11 protein-coding genes are annotated in these 14,731 nt (G+C 68.7%); 4 read left to right on the forward strand and 7 right to left on the reverse strand.

From position 1 onward, the window contains the following. Positions 1–656: 656 nt before the first annotated feature. From ACZ6S0_RS43450 to ACZ6S0_RS43480, 7 genes are all read right to left on the reverse strand, one after another. Entirely contained in the window at positions 657–1,493 is an 837-nt protein-coding gene (locus tag ACZ6S0_RS43450; RefSeq protein WP_465925190.1) for a transposase family protein, read from the reverse strand. Next, entirely contained in the window at positions 1,423–1,944 is a 522-nt protein-coding gene (locus ACZ6S0_RS43455; protein ID WP_465925191.1) for a hypothetical protein, read from the reverse strand. Before ACZ6S0_RS43455 ends, ACZ6S0_RS43450 begins: the two co-directional genes overlap by 71 nt. A 143-nt stretch (positions 1,945–2,087) precedes the next feature. Next, positions 2,088–4,052: a hypothetical protein gene (locus tag ACZ6S0_RS43460; protein WP_465925192.1), complete on the reverse strand. Its 1,965-nt coding sequence runs from the start codon at positions 4,050–4,052 to the stop codon at positions 2,088–2,090. After that, positions 4,049–5,167 (reverse strand): 5'-methylthioadenosine/S-adenosylhomocysteine nucleosidase family protein, encoded by a 1,119-nt coding sequence (locus tag ACZ6S0_RS43465; protein ID WP_465925193.1) that lies wholly within the window; start codon positions 5,165–5,167, stop codon positions 4,049–4,051. Before ACZ6S0_RS43465 ends, ACZ6S0_RS43460 begins: the two co-directional genes overlap by 4 nt. Next, positions 5,167–5,898 carry an NUDIX hydrolase gene (locus ACZ6S0_RS43470; protein ID WP_465925194.1) on the reverse strand — a complete coding sequence of 244 codons (732 nt, stop codon included), beginning with the start codon at positions 5,896–5,898 and terminating at the stop codon, positions 5,167–5,169. Before ACZ6S0_RS43470 ends, ACZ6S0_RS43465 begins: the two co-directional genes overlap by 1 nt. A 235-nt stretch (positions 5,899–6,133) precedes the next feature. Beyond that, on the reverse strand, positions 6,134–7,021 hold the full coding sequence (locus ACZ6S0_RS43475) for a phosphorothioated DNA-binding restriction endonuclease (protein WP_465925195.1): 888 nt from the start codon (positions 7,019–7,021) through the stop codon (positions 6,134–6,136). Between the two features lie 168 nt (positions 7,022–7,189). After that, complete coding sequence (locus tag ACZ6S0_RS43480) at positions 7,190–9,190, reverse strand: hypothetical protein (RefSeq protein ID WP_465925196.1); 2,001 nt, start codon at positions 9,188–9,190, stop codon at positions 7,190–7,192. A 361-nt stretch (positions 9,191–9,551) separates the two neighbouring features. On the opposite strand from ACZ6S0_RS43480, the gene ACZ6S0_RS43485 reads away from it, so the two are divergent. The 4 genes from ACZ6S0_RS43485 to ACZ6S0_RS43500 all read left to right on the forward strand — a co-directional run bounded on the left by ACZ6S0_RS43485 (position 9,552) and on the right by ACZ6S0_RS43500 (position 14,470). Then, the gene (locus ACZ6S0_RS43485) at positions 9,552–11,684 is read left to right on the forward strand and encodes a hypothetical protein (RefSeq protein WP_465925197.1); all 2,133 of its coding nucleotides are present in this window, start codon (positions 9,552–9,554) and stop codon (positions 11,682–11,684) included. A 214-nt stretch (positions 11,685–11,898) separates the two neighbouring features. Further along, positions 11,899–13,107 (forward strand): RNA ligase RtcB family protein, encoded by a 1,209-nt coding sequence (locus ACZ6S0_RS43490; RefSeq protein ID WP_465925198.1) that lies wholly within the window; start codon positions 11,899–11,901, stop codon positions 13,105–13,107. Then, complete coding sequence (prfH, locus tag ACZ6S0_RS43495) at positions 13,104–13,727, forward strand: peptide chain release factor H (RefSeq protein WP_465925200.1); 624 nt, start codon at positions 13,104–13,106, stop codon at positions 13,725–13,727. The genes ACZ6S0_RS43490 and prfH overlap by 4 nt, the downstream gene beginning before the upstream one ends. 149 nt (positions 13,728–13,876) lie before the next feature. Continuing rightward, positions 13,877–14,470 carry a hypothetical protein gene (locus ACZ6S0_RS43500; RefSeq protein WP_465925201.1) on the forward strand — a complete coding sequence of 198 codons (594 nt, stop codon included), beginning with the start codon at positions 13,877–13,879 and terminating at the stop codon, positions 14,468–14,470. Positions 14,471–14,731 lie beyond the last annotated feature (261 nt).

A 14,731-nucleotide genomic window follows, 5' to 3' on the forward strand; every position in this document is an offset into this window, starting at 1 on the left:
GCTACCTCAGCCCAGTCGACTACGAGCAGCAGACCACCGCTAGAGTGCTGCTCGCCGCATAACAGCCCGGTGTCCACGCTTCGGGGCGAGCCCCCTAACTTAGAGCTGTATGACCTGGTTCGAGCTTCCAACCATGCCGAACACGCATGGCAAGCTCATCAGATATCCGCCCTCTGACTCGGCCAGGAATCGTGATCGTGGCGTGGCAACCGGCGGGCCGACACCGTTCCACGTGCGGCGCATCGGCAACCGCATGCCACGCCCAGCACGGGCGGCCCGCTGTCCGCTCGCCGCCGCTCCCGCCAAGAGGCGCGGGCCGGGGCCAGCTATCAGACGCTGGCAACGGTAGCCCCGGCCTGCGCCTCGCTTCTTGCCGCCTGCCTCAGCGGGCAGGTGGCCCGGAAGATGGGAGAGAAGAAGTCACAACGGCGTTCTCTCCCTCTGTGCTGCTGCGGATCAGGGCCTGCCCTCCGAGGCCCGTGGCCGCAGCACATCCCCCGCTGGGATAGATGAACACCTGGGAGTACGGCCGGGGGCGGGTCGAGGTGGGGAGCACGTTCTCTGAAGGAGTGACCTCGCCGAGAATCTCGATCGTGCCGGCGGCGTAATAGGTGGGGCGGAACTGGGTGCGTTCCGGGTGGAGCAGTGACGTGATCTCAGCGAATTGCCGGTAGGTAGTTGTGCTCGAAGTGGGTGAGGACAAGTGCTGCGCGGGCGATGTCGCCGATTCTGCTGGGGCTGATGGTGATGTGCTGGAGGGTCCGCCAGCGGCCTTTGAGCAGGGCGAAGCCGCGTTCGCCGAGACAGCGCAGGGCTCGTAGAAGCTGGTTGTAGGTGCGGTTGTCCGGGCTGAGGATCTGGTTTCCTTCGGGCTGCTTGATCGGCGTGTGGATGCCGATTCCGGCGCCGTCGTAGCCGCTGTCGGCGAGGGTGGGCAGGCCGGCTGCGGCTGCGGCGTACAGCGCGCCCAGCACGTGCGCGCGGGCGGCGGACAGGTCATGGACGGAGCCGGGTTCGACCTCGCCGATCCACAACGGCAGGCCGTCTGGTGCCGAGAGGGCTTGGAGGTTGCCGGCGTGCTGGTGGGCCTTGCCTGAGTACCAGGCGTCGATGGGTTCACCCTTGACGCTGATGGTCTGCTCGGCGCAGCGGTCGATGGGGATCAGGGTGCCATCCAGGATCACGTAGGCCAGTCCTTCGGTGTGGGCGCGGTCCAGAGCTTCGGAAAGATCAGGGGCTTGAGCTGCGAGAACCTCGATTCCCTCGTGGATGTAGCGGTAGGCGGTGGCCCGGGAGACGCGGTGATCGCGGCCGAGCTTGGGGATGTCGTGCTCGCCACGGAACCAGCGCACCACCATGACCGCTTGCCGGAAGGGGCTCAAGACCTGGCTGTCTTTCGGCGTGCCGCGCAGTCGGCGTTCTTCATGCAGAAGGCGGGCGACGTGCTGAACGAGTGCGCGGGAGACGTCGAGCGTGGCACGATGAGCAATCACGTGGAGCCTTCCGGCGGCTGGGATTTCTTGTGGTGAGAGCTCTTCTACCGGGGGCTCCACGTCTGTTTCCGGCCTTCGGCAGCTCGTGCTCGAAGACCCTCGTCACAAGGCCGACGGATTCGCCGGTGTTGGTGACGATCACCACGCCAACCTGGATCTTCGTACCGCTCAGGAGGGGTACGGCGGCAAGCGTCCCATCGGAGGCGGCGACGATCCCGGTGCGTAGGAGATGCTTGGCCCATTGCATCTTCTCGGGCGACGGACGGCGTATTTGGGCACTTAAATGCGGGTTCTCCGCCAATATCTCGGCACGGAGCTGCTCCCGCCGCGCATGCGAGGCCAGCACGGCCGAATCAACCCGATCCCGCAGGTGGTCGACATACTTTTCGAGCTCCATCCATGGCGCAACCGACAGGATGTCGGCAAGGCTTTGCGCGTCACGCTGTTCCACTGGACCTCCAGCTCCTCCAGTGACGCTTCGCAACCGATCACCACACCCTGTTGCAGGGTAGCCACGAGACCGACGGAGTTCCAGGCCTTATAAGCACCGGGTCACCGTCGGCGGAAGCCACACGCAGGAGTGTTTGCGCTCGCCTATTCGGAGTCATTCAAGGCAGCCGAGAGGTTTCCCGTGCGCAGCTCTTGCTGTTCGACCCATCTCTTTCCCTCGGCGGCGATCCCTTCCAGAACGTGGAGGGTGTGGGGAATGCCTGCGGCGTCCAGGGAGACCTTGGACACCGCGCCGGGGCTCTCGCCCTGTTGCAGCTCCTCGAACCCGGAACTGACCTCGACACTGATTTCATGACCGTTGACGAGCGTGAGCTGGAAGGTGCGTTCGTCGTTGTCCGACTGGCTGACCCCTACGGAGGCGACCGCTTCGAAGCGGTAATTGAGCCTCTGCCAGTCGTGGAAGGTGCCCTTCAAGAAGTCGAGCGTGACGGTGAGCTGGCGAATGCCTTCCTGCGTGATGAGGAAGACCAGGAGCTGGTACTTCTTGTAGCGCCACGGACCGCCACGCAGCCGCGCGCGCTCACTCGACCGAACGGGAGCCTCGATGAAGGCGTGCGCGATGACATCGCTCATGGTCAGCCTGTAGTGCCGCAACGCCTCCTCGAGGAGCACCTTTCTGTCGCAGTCCAGCCAGCCGGCCATCTCCGCGTCGCGGGGCTTGTCCTCCATCCTCGCTCGCCACAGGGCCAGGGCTTCCAGGTCGGACTCCAACGTCCGGTCACTTTCGGCTGCGTCCGCGGTGTACCGGCGGCGCTCCAAGACGAGGTGCAACCACGAGTGGGCGCCGACCCATCCAGAGATCAGCAGGAGAAGGATTGTGACAGTCGCCGACGCAGGCTCGACCGGCACGGAGCTGACCGCTGCCCAGCCGCCTGCGCTCGCGAGGGTGAGGAGTCCAAGAATCGCCAGAGCTTTGGTGCGTCCTGGGGTGACGAGTTCCGTGCGGTAGCTCCACAGCGTGCCTTTCCTGCGGCGGGCGGCGGCCTTATGTGCGCGATGCCGGATGAGCCAGGCGATCTTTTCGATTCCGACCCCTGTCCCTCCATAGACCGCCGCGATCTCGTCGCGCAGGCTCTGGCGGATCCCCTCCGTTTCAGCCAGCCAATTGTCACGGTCCACGCCCGGCGGAACGTATCTGGCGAAGTAGTAATTGATCCGGTGCTCGGCCCTCTTCGCGAAGCTGCCCCGCTCGGCCTTGGTCCTGGGGCCCATGTACTCCCTGTCCTTGGCGCGGCGGCGTACGGCGCAGAAGCGCCAGTCCGTGACATTCCGTACACCGACAGAGGCGCCCGCGATGCCCAGCACGTAGGCGAGCATGAGGAGGATGCGACCGCTCTGCAGGATCAGGTAGCCGAGGTACGCCGCCGCCATACCCAGCACAACCGTCGCCGTCACGGCTTGGGCCCAGATCCCCAGAGGCGTGTCGGGTGACTGCGGGACCCGCTGCCGGGGCTCTGCCGGGGCCGGATGGAAGAACTTCCAGATCCGGTCCTTCCGATCAGCGGCCATCTGATCCGTCTGCGCCTTCGTCAGCGCGAGATGCCACAGATGGTCCTCGATCGGGCCGTCGAGGTACAGCTCCAAATGCTCGAGAATCAGGCTGCGTTGCGGTTCACGGAGCGCGTCGAGGTCTTTGACCACGACACGGATGTCCTCCTCGGTCTTACCCACTGATTCCAGCAGACGGTCGACGATGCGTACGCCGTCCCGCCACGGGTCCTCACCCGCGAGCCGCATGATGACGCGCCGGTCCCGTAGCTGGGCGGTCTCGTCCTTGGTCAGCTCATGCCGTGTCCGGCCGCTCACCATGGCGAGCAACCAGTAGAAGTAGACCTCGTTGGTGGCGTAGCCGACCATGGCCTCGTTGATGAGTTGCCGAGCGGGTGCAGGCATGCGGCCTTTGAGGAAGTGAACACCGGCCCGAAATTTGGTCTCGGGCGGGTCCTGCGGGGTCGTCATGTAGATGACGTCGCCGTGTACTGTCCCTGCCTGCACACCGACGTGGGAGTCTGTGGCCGCGTTCTCGACGCGGTGCCCTGAATCGTTCATGACAGGGACTGCACCAGGGCGATGATGACGGTCAGCTGAGCTGCCAGGTCGGCCACGTCGCCGACGAGCCCACGGAGCTTCTTCAGTGCCAGCGTCAGCGTGTTTCTGCGATCCGGCGTCTTTGTCTCCAGCGCCTGGTCGGCCGTGACGAGCTCCGCCTCGGCCGCCTTGTACGTCGCCTCGTCCAGACGTCCATCCGCCCACGCCTGCCACAGGCGGGTGCGGAATCCGGCCAGTGCCTCGGGCAGGTCCGCCGGCCGGGACGTCTCAGGAGTGATTCGGATACCGCCGTACACGGTGCCTGCCTGTACTCCCACGTGGGCGTTTCCCTTGGCGATGTTCCTCGTCGTCTCGGGCATGGCTGACCTCCCTGTCGCACATTCTTCGGTGGACAATTCCTCGGCCAGAGCCGCGGCGAACGCAGCCGCATTCGCGATAGCTCGCGGCTGCCACTGTTCGCGGTCCGTGACTTCCTTGGTGCCGTCGGCCCGGTCACTGATTGCCCGAATGACGACAACCGGCAGCGCCCGGTTCAGGTGGCCCGCCTGTGCCACACCGGCGCCCTCCATCTCGATCGCACGCGCGTCGTTGTAGTGGTCGCGAATCCATCGGGCATGCTCGGAAAGCCGGGAGTTCAGCACCACCTCCCCCGCGACGATCGGCCCGAAGTGCACTTCCGGGCGCGGGTCGAGACCTTTGGCCCAGGAGCCCGTGCGGTGCAGGTGCCGAGCGATCTGGTCCGCGGCGTGTGAGGTCTCCCAGACCCGCGGACGACTCTTGAAACCGTCGTCCTCACTGGTGCCGCCATGGAACGCGTAGACGTGCGTGGCCACCACGACGTCGCCCAGAGCGATGTGCGTGTGGAGCGCCCCGGCCACGCCCACGAAGAGCAGGGCGGCCGGTCGGAACTCGGCGACGGCACGTTCCGCCAGCACCGCCGCGGAGAGATTGCCCTTGCCGACGTGCCCCAGGACCACCTGGCACCGGCCGTCCGCTATTCGGCCCACCTCGAAAAGGGTGCCTTGAGGATGCCGGTGCCGGCGCAGACCGACCAACTTCTTTCGGACCGCCTGGTATTCCAGGTCTAGTGCGGTGAGGATCACAACTGGGCTCACTACGCCGGCTCCTTTCCGTTCGGCGAGTCGACAGGACGAATCATCGGGGGGTACAGGGCCTCGCGAGGGCCCGCCCTGAACAGCCGAGCTGGTCGCCCGGTCGCGGGCTTGCGGGCTGAACCGGCCGGGATGATGAATCCATCGGTTTTCTTGATCTTCCGGTAGAAGTTCCGCGGGTCGAGCGGCATCCCCCAGACCGCCTCGTACACGTCCTGGAGGTCCGTGATCGTGAACGTCGGCCCGCAGAAGGCCGTGGCGAGCGCGGAGTGCTCGAGCTTGACACGGGCGCGCTCGACTCCGTCCGTGACGATGCGGTGGTGATCGAAGGCGAGCCGCAACTCGCCGGAGAGCACCCGATCCGTGGGCTGCCAGCCGGCGTCGGCGGCGTCGGTGCCGGCGGTGGGCTCGGGCAGCCTTGGGGCGATGGCCAGGAAGGCGACGCTGACCACCCGGCCGCGCGGGTCGCGGCCTGGGTCGTCGTAAACACCGAGCTGTTCCAGCCGGAGTGTCTCGACGTCCAGGTCGGCCTCCTCCGCCAACTCCCGATGAGCCGCGGCGACGAGGCCTTCTTGGGAGTGCTGCAGGAACCCGCCCGGAAGCGCCTGGGCGCCCTTGTACGGCTCGATGCCGCGCTCGACGAGCAGCACATGCAGGCGCGAGTCACGCAACGTGAGGATCACCAGGTCAACGGCGAGCAAGATGGCGGGCGGCTCCCATCGATCATCGCTCATGTACCTGACTCTAGATTTTTGTCAGACTGACAAAAAGTAGCGCCGTGGTTAGCTTCGCCATCCACCGGCGATGCGCGGGGATGAGACTTTTCCGCGCGTGCAGTGTTCCAGGGTCGGCATGCCGGTGACAGTACGCCGCCCTTCCGACAATTTCGGTGTCAGCCGTGCTGACGATCGGCTGGTAGGTCGCGGGATTACGCCAACCCGGCGGTGCGTACGGACTCCACAGTCGGACTCAGCCGCGGGCGGGCGTGCGGAACACCTGGTGACTGTGCCAGTCGATGTGGTCTTGTTCGACTTCGTCCAGGCCGGGCTGGGGAGGTCGAGCGGGCCGGCCTGCCAGGGCGAGCACCATGTCCAGGGCAGACTGCGAGCGGCCGACGAACCTGGCCGAGACGGTGATGGCGCGCTCCGCGGTCAGTCCGAGGACGCCCTTGTCGAACAGTTTGTGGTGGATCGCGCACAGGCACAGTCCGTTCGCCACGTCGTCGGGCCCGTCGAAGGCCCACCAGCGCACGTGCGCGGCGTCCAGGCCCACCGCCGCGCCGTCCAGCCAGCCGTCGTACGAGCAGAACGCGCAGCAGTACTCGTATGCCATGAGCACCCGGTCGCGGAAGCCCGGGTCACGGCGTGCGGCAGACAGCTTCTTGGTCTCTGCGGCGGTTTCGAGGTTCTCCAGGTCCAGGCCGGCCAGCAGGCACAGGTCGGTGTGCAGGGACGGCGCGAAGTTGGAATCCAGGAGATACCGGGCCATCCGCCCCAGCAGACCGGGCTCCTCCGCCAGCGCGCGGGCCAGGTCGGGATGCAGACGGCCGGCGGCCTCGCTCTCGCGCAGGCGGCCCAGCTCCGGGCCTGGGCTGCCAGGGCCATGGCGGGTGTCGACCAACCAGAGGCCGTCGTTCGTCAGGTGATGAAAGGGGTAGCCCGGGCTGGTGTCACGGGGCGGGCCGTACTCCTTGAGCAGTTTCTTCAGCTCGGCCTCGGCGGCGCTGAACGGGATGGCGCGATTGCCGTGCCGCTGGAAACGGCCCAGGGCGTACAGGAGGAGGAGCGGCTTGTGCGGCGCGCGCTCACCGCCTCTGCTCCAACGCCGGATCTCGGCGACCCGCTCGATCCAGTCCACGATCGGCCAGTGTAGGACGATCTTTCCGGTCTCGGCATACGTATTCCGCGTTGGCAGGCCGCGCCTTGTAGTCGCCCGGTGAGCGATCTTCAGCCAGGCGTCTGGTCACTCGTGAGCTGGATGGCCACCGGGTCACACCGCCAGCGTGTGGCGTAAAAGGATCAAGGGTCAGTGCTTGCGCTTCTTCCTGCGGCCTCGGGCTCCCGGCGGCCGAGTGGGGACGAGGCGGAGGGGGTGGTGGCGGGCGGTCTTGCGGAGCGGCTCGGCCACCAGCTCGCGCAGCTCCCGCAATCCCACGACGTCGGGGTGCCCCGACGCCAGGATCGCCTCCACGAACTCGTACGCGTCCCCGCCCCCCATCCTCTTGAGCTGCTCGACAAGCCCCTCAGGCCCCGCGAGCTCCAGCACCGACAGGAAGCTCTCCGCCCCCATCAGCAGGTTCTCCCGCTCACTCAACGACCCGGGCTTCATCTCCCCGGCATCGATGAGCTGCGTCCACACGGCAGGCCCGAGGACCGGGTCGCGACGCAGGTCATGCAGAAGCCGCCTTTCGGGAAGGGCCTCGGCCAGAACGCGCAGCATCGCCCCCACCCGCGTACGGAACGGGCAATCCCGCACGGCCTGCAACAACGTCTCGACGTTATGCCCCGGCCAGGCCAGCCACCCCTGGAGCTCCGCGACGGCGTCCTCCGGCGGATAGTGCTGGGCGAGCACCCCGAGCAGCTCGGCCGGCGGGGCGGTGGCCAGTTCGCCGATGAGGGGAGCGTCGCGACCCTCGGCGAGGAGGCGGTCACGGACGCCGCGCACGCCGAGCGGAGTGAGGCGGACCAGCGGGAGGTCGGGCTGGGCGAGGGCGGTGCGCAGGCGTTCGACCGCGTCCGGTGGCAAGGGCTGGTCGTCGTGGTCGAGGTCGCTCGCGTAGAGGGGGTCGGCGGGGCCGCGGGTGAGCGCCACGGCCCCGAGGTCGGACAGGACCTCGAACATGCGCCCCAGGTCCCGGGCGGTCTCGCGGCGCCAGAGATCACGCAGGCGTTCTTCCTCCTGGTCAAGAACGAAGTGCTCTCGGCAGGCCAGCCACACCGTCTCTTCGAGCCGGGCCACCGGCATCTCGTCCAGCCCGTACATGGAGTTGAGCACGTCCGGCAGGATCTCGTCGAAGATCCCGGCCAGGATGGGCTCGGGCCGCCACGTCGCGGCGGGTACGGTGATCACACGGCCCAGCTCCGGCAGCACCTCGAACGCGCGTCGCCACAGCGCCTGCGGGTCGCGCAGCAGGGGTGCGGCCTTGGCCACGCGGACGAGCCGGCCCTTGCTGGTGCGGGTCAGACGCAGCTTCTTGGCCCAGGCGAGCAGCAGGGTGAGCTGCGGCAGATCGGTGGCGCTGCGGACGCGTAGCTGGTCCTCGCCGGTGCCCAGCAGAGCCGACACCTCGAGGGCGTCGGCGACGCGGAGGTTGCCCGCGTCGGTGAGGACGCGGCCGTCCTTGCCCACCCAAGCCGCCAGGGCGATGAGACGCTGGATGGTTTGGCTGCGCGCGGCGGCCTCCATCAGCTCGGACGCAGGGGGCAGGGAGGCAGGCGGCTGAGGGAAGGCGCGTTCCTCGCTGATGCCGCCGTTCACGAAGCGGTTCTGCATGATCTTGTCGAGCACCTGCTCGTCATACGGAACGCGACCGGCGTCGAGATCGCGTTTGAACTGCTCGAACGCCCCCGGAACGGTGAGATCGACGCCCTGGCCGAGAGCCGTGTGCGCCCAGAACGTCGCCACCCCGCGCAGTGTGGGATCGTCGAGCGCGGCCGCGTACTCCGCCCGCGCCCCGGCGATGATCTCCTCCGCCTCGGCGAGCGTGACGCCGCGCGGGTCGCGCAGGCCCGTGACGTCGAGATAGCGCAGGTACGTGGACAGCACCTCCGGGGCGAGGTCGAGCTCCTCCCGCAGGGCCGTCACCTTGTACGGCACGTACCGCAGCAGGAAGAACCTGATGCGCGCACCGTCCCAGTACGCCAGCCGGCCGTCACGGCTCTCGTGCCGCGCGTCGACGGCGGCGGAGAGCAGCAGGTCATCGACCGGACGCCCGTGCTCGTCCGCCCAGGTCACACACCGCCGGATCAGCAGGTCCTTGGCGGCCTCGAACTCCTCGGCCTCTTCGGGCTCGAACCAGGTACGCACAATCCAAGCCTCCCATCCCTACAGAGTCACCGTCTCGCCTGTCAGACGGGAGTTCTCAGTGGCCCAGGCGATGAGACGGCTGTGCAGGCTCCCGCCGTGCGAGGAGAGGATCGCGGCGCGGTCCCTGGAGGAGACGGCCTTGATCACCGCCCCTACCGTGGCATCGCCCGTGACCTGGTGTCGAGGGTCTCGACCTGGCCAGACACGAGGTCGGTGATGGTCAGCAGGTGCCGTCGCCCTTGCACGTGGATCGCTACCGGCTGCGGTTGGCTCCGGTCCGACCACCAGTCGGCCATGCCGAGCAGACTGTTTCCGGCAATTGGTGAGCGAACCCACGAAACGCCCTGTCACCATGTGGCCCGTGACCTCGCTGGAGCCGGTGATCTCCATGGCGCACGTCGAACGGCTGCGCAAGGACGGCGTGCCGTTCCGGAGTTGTCTGGACGCCGGGCGGCGCCTGGTGCGGCTCGCGCTGCCCGGTCTGCTGGTGCACGTGCCGCTCGCCACCCTGTCCCTGCTGGCGCTGATGATGACGGCCGGCGGCTCGGCGGCCCTGGTCAACCAGCGGTTCCAGCTCATCGGGACGTCCGACGCCCCGTTGCTGACCTGGACGGTCGTGCTGGCGGCGGTCGCGCTCGCCGGGGAGATCGTGGTGTTCCCAGCGACAGTGATCATCGCCGCGGGCGCCCTGGTCGACCGGCACGTGTCGCCCGTCGAGGCGCTGCGGGCGACAGTGCGGCGGCTGCCGTCCCTGCTCGTCCTGCCCGTGGTGGCCGCGGCGGCGTTCGGGGCGGTCTGGGCCGTGCGGGCCGGCGTGCTGATGGCGACTGGTCAGCGGTGGCCGGCCGACGCGGTGCTGGTGGCAGCCGCGTACGCGACCATGCCGGGTCTGCTGGCCGTGCCCGGCATCGTGCTGCACGGCTGCTCGGGACCGGGCTCGATCCGCCGCGCCTATCGCCTGACCGAGCGGAGTTTCCTGCCGACCGCGTTGACGCTGGCCTTTGGGGTCGTCCTCGTTCCCGGCGCGGCGACGTGGGCTCTCGAATCAGGGCTGCGCCTGCTCCCCGGCCCGCTCACGACCCTGGGATGGGGCCTGGCCGGAACCGTGCTGGCACTGGCCATGACGCCCTTCCAGGCCGCCGTGGTCGCGCGCCAGTTCCTCCACCGCATGGCCTGGCGCACCGAGGTGGACGACTCGGACCTGGCGCACGGCCTGCCCGACGGCCCGCCGCCGCGCCCGGTCAGGCCGAGCCTCCTGTCGGCGGCGCTGCTGCCCGGACTGCTGTTCAGCGGAGTCGTGCTGGTCAACCCGTTCGGGTGGCCGGAGATCGCCGAGACCAACGTGACGGAATCCTGGGCACCGCAGGAGTTCTCCGCCTCACCCCGCGAACCGGTGCTGGGTCCCTTCGACCTGCAATCCCTGCACACCGGTCGCGGCGCGCGCCTGATCGTGGTGGTGGACGGCTCCGAGGACCACTCCAGCCTGCTGGCCTGCGCCGACCCCTCGTGCCAGAAGACGAGTTTCGTGTGGGCCGAGCCACAGGACCCCGGCACCCGATGGGAGACCGGCGCGGCCGGCGCCCGACTGCCCGACGGACGCCTCCTGCTGACCACCTGGACCTCCGCCGGGCTCGGACTGCTCACGTGCGAGGCGACCACGTGCGTACGAAGCGGCGGGACCGTCGCGACGACGCGCTCGCGGCCGGAGTCGGTGGGGGTGGCACTGGCCGTACGGCAGGACGGCGGCCTGGTCGTGGCCTACGCCGACGAAGATCCGGCGGACGGTGACAGGCCGACCCACGACCTCGTCTCCTTCGTCTTCTGCGCGGACGCGAACTGCGCGCGCCCGGAGCCCAGGCAGGTCGCCCGCCTGGAGACGACCGCGTATTCGTCCACCGACCACAACCTGGCCGTCGCCGTCGGGCAGGGGGACCGTCCGGTCGCCGCCAGGTACGACCCTGCCAACGGTCAGATCCAGGTGATCTCCTGCCTGGACGTCGCCTGCCACCAGCCGACCGTGACCAGGCCCGTGCCTCCCTCCCCGTCCAGCCCCGACGACCTGCCCTGGACGTTCGGCCTGTCCATGGCGGTACGCCCCGACGGCCGCCCCGTCATCGCCTACCGGGACCTGCGCGACCAGGCGAACAAGCTGCTCGACTGCCGCACCCCAGACTGCGCCCGGGCCGACGTGCTTGCGCTGGGCCCCGGCTCCGAGTACCACGCGGTCCCGGCGCTGGTCCTGGACCGCGCAGGGCGGCCGCTGGTGGCGTTCGAGAGCCGCGAGCACCAACGGCTCATGCTCGCCGTCTGCACCGGCAGCCGCTGCGAGAGCATCCCCGTGTCCAGGAACGGCGGCGGCTTCGGGGAGAGACTGGCCATGACCGTCAACGCCGAGGGAGACCCGGCGATCGCCTGGATCGACCACGAGCTCGCGCCGCCCGGCCTTAGCTGGAACCTGCACGTCACAACCCCGCTCAACCTCACCCCGGACTAGGGAGGACCTCACCCGGACCGGCGAAGGAGGAACCCCGCCGTAGCCCCGAGCCCGTACGGTCGAAAACCACTTGCCTCGCATGGTGGGCTCCGGGGAACGTGGTGTCCATCATGCTCTGACGGACAGCACCCGCTTTTTCCAGATGCCACGGCGCCTGCTCGCGCCGTGATGCCGCCCGCCCATACCTGTTCCGCGAATCAGCGAAGAGAGCGTTTTGTCGCAGCACCACTCCCGGCAGGAGTTCCCGCCACCATCCACCACGGCCACGGGTACGGCCACCGTCACCGTGTTCGCCTCCTCCACAAGCTGGATCGAGTCCGACGCCGTCGCGCAGTGCCACCAGGTGGCCGCCCTCGACGGCATGGTGCACGTCGCCGCCATGCCGGACCTGCACCCCGGCAAGGGCGCCCCCATCGGTGCCGCCATGGCGTCGGCCATCTTGTATCCGTTCCTGGTGGGTTCCGACATCGGATGCGGCATCGCCGTGTTCCCCGTCAAGCTCAAGCGCGCCGTACCCGAGAAGCTGGCCGCCCGGTTTCCCGATCTCGATCGCGCGCTGCATCCGGAGCAGGATGCCGACGACCCGGCCTGGGCCGTGGTGAAGGGTGAGATCCCCGCTGGTCATGTCGACGGCCTCGGGACGGTCGGCAGGGGCAACCACTTCGTTGAGCTGGCGCGAATCGGGACCGTTTTCGAGCCGGGGCACGCGAGCCGTCTCGGACTCGCCGCCGACGACCTGGTTCTCGTCGTCCACAGCGGTTCCCGAGGGCTGGGCGAACGGATCCTGCGGGCGCACACCGAGGTCCACGGCGCCGGTCCGGCCCCCGATCCCGGCGCCTATCTGGCGATGCATGACGACGCCGTACGCTGGGGCTCGCTCAACCGGCGGCTGCTGGCCGCCCGGGTCGCCCATGCCCTGGGGACCGAGCCCACCGAGCCGATCGTCGACCAGTGCCACAACCTGGTCGAGCTCCGCGACGAGATCTACCTGCACCGCAAGGGGGCGGCGCCGGGTGACGGCCGCGACGTGCTCATCGCCGGTACGCGAGGCACCCCCTCCTACCTCGTGGCCGCCCACGCCGGGCCGGACGCCGGCCACTCCGTGGCGCACGGCGCGGGCCGCAAGATGTCGCGTTCGGACGCGCTGCGCCGGGGGCGGGCCAAGCACACGGTCGAGGAACTGCGCCGCACGCCGGTGGGGTCGCTGGTGGTGTGCGGCGACCGGCAGTTGCTCTTCGAGGAGGCGCCGACGGCCTACAAGCGCATCGAGCAGGTGATCTCCGACCTCGTCGACCACGACCTGGCCACGCCCGTGGCCACCACGATCCCTCTGGTCACGTACAAGACGCCCGACCTCGGATCGGCGCCCCAGAAGGACCGCCCGGAGCACCGGGAGCGCCGCCGCAAGCGGGGGCGTCCATGAGCGTCCACCTGCTCCTGTCGGCCGGGCGCGGCCCGCAGGAATGCACCTGGGCGTTGGCCCAGTTGCTGCACCGCCTCGAAACCGACGCCACCCGGCAGGATCTCGAGACCCATCGGGCCCAAACCGTCCCCGGCGACCGGCCCGGCACCTACCGATCGGTCCTCGTCCGCATCACCGGAGCCGCCGCCGACGCGTTCGCCGCCTCGTGGACCGGAACCCTGTGCTGGCAGGCCCCCAGCCCATACCGGACCAGCACCGGCCGGAAGAACTGGTACGTCATCGCCCAGCCGTGCCAGGTCGACACCCCACGCACGCCGTTCGCGGAAGCGGACGTCGACATCGTCGCCTGCCGCACCGGCGGCCCCGGCGGTCAACATCGAAACAAGGCCAGCACGGCGGTGCGGGCGACCCACCGGCCCACGGGGATCGTCGTCGTGGTCGACACCGAGCGGCAGTTCAGCCTCAACCGCCGCATCGCCATGCGGCTGCTGCGCCAACGCGTCGAACGCGGCGACGAGGCGGCAGAACTCGCCGTCACCACAGCCCGCTGGCGCATCCACGACGAGCTGGTACGCGGCAACCCCACCCGCATCGAACGCCCGCTCCGGTCTCCACACTGACTCACGAGCCGGACCGCCAGGCGCGCGGCGGCGGCCTACTCCGAGCCGTGCGCGTAGGCGAGTGCTGCCGCACAGTCGTTGAAAGGTGTCAGGAAGATCTTTTGGCCTTCTCCTGACCGATCGTATTAACGGCCGTCACACTAAAGGCCGTGACGAACGATCTCACCGATGCGCAGAACCGCCTGGTCCCGCTCCGCCAGCTCCACCAGGTGGCGGCTCTGCTCAATATGCCGTACCCGGGTGAGACGGCCATCCACGACGATTCTCCGCAAACCAAACAGCAGGCGGCGCTGTACGCCGGCATCGCCGACTGGGCTCGACTGTCGGCACAGGCGGCCGAACAACTTGGCAAATCGAATATCCCCGAGATTACCGACAAATTCGCCTATCTCGTCGAATACACCGACCGGCACACAAAAGGCTGGCACCAAGCCCCCAGCGAGCAGTCCCAGGGGATCACCCTGGGCGCCACGGCCGAGACGGTCGCGCAGACCGTGCTCCCTCGCTACATCACCCACCTGGCCGAACACCGCGACGAATACGAGCTGTGGCTGGTGGCTACGCTGTCCCTGCGTGCGAGCGTGTGGCACGTGGACACCGCCGTGGTGCGCCCCCGTCGCGGCCGCCCCAGCGCTTCCTCATCAGCGCTCGCGTTCAAAGACGCGGAGGTTCCTCCGCACGCCGTCGAGATCCGCACACCCACCCAAATCTATCGGCTCATAGATCACCAGCTCGCCCTGTAACCGAGAGGGCGGGGGTCGTGAGACTGCCGTGAGACGTCTGTGGAACGTCGGGCTCGCAGGCTGGACGGCATGGCATTGACTGACAAGAGCCGGAGGACGGCGTACGGCGTGGCGCTCGTGCTTGTCCTCTCCGCTTGCGGACCGCGTGGTCAGGCAGCTCAGTATCCGGACGCGGCCCCGGACCCGGTGGAGCCTCGGGCGGCGAGTCCGTCCCCTCCGCAGACCGCTCCGCCCCCGCAGGCTCGTGGGATCGTGGCCGGT

Source organism: Nonomuraea sp. NPDC051298 (assembly GCF_055586305.1).

Excerpts from the sequence above, each read along its gene's own strand:
- prfH (WP_465925200.1), top strand. The coding sequence starts at position 13,104 with ATGAGCGTCCACCTGCTCCTGTCGGCCGGGCGCGGCCCGCAGGAATGC.
- ACZ6S0_RS43460 (WP_465925192.1), bottom strand. The coding sequence starts at position 4,052 with ATGAACGATTCAGGGCACCGCGTCGAGAACGCGGCCACAGACTCCCAC.
- ACZ6S0_RS43470 (WP_465925194.1), bottom strand. The coding sequence starts at position 5,898 with ATGAGCGATGATCGATGGGAGCCGCCCGCCATCTTGCTCGCCGTTGAC.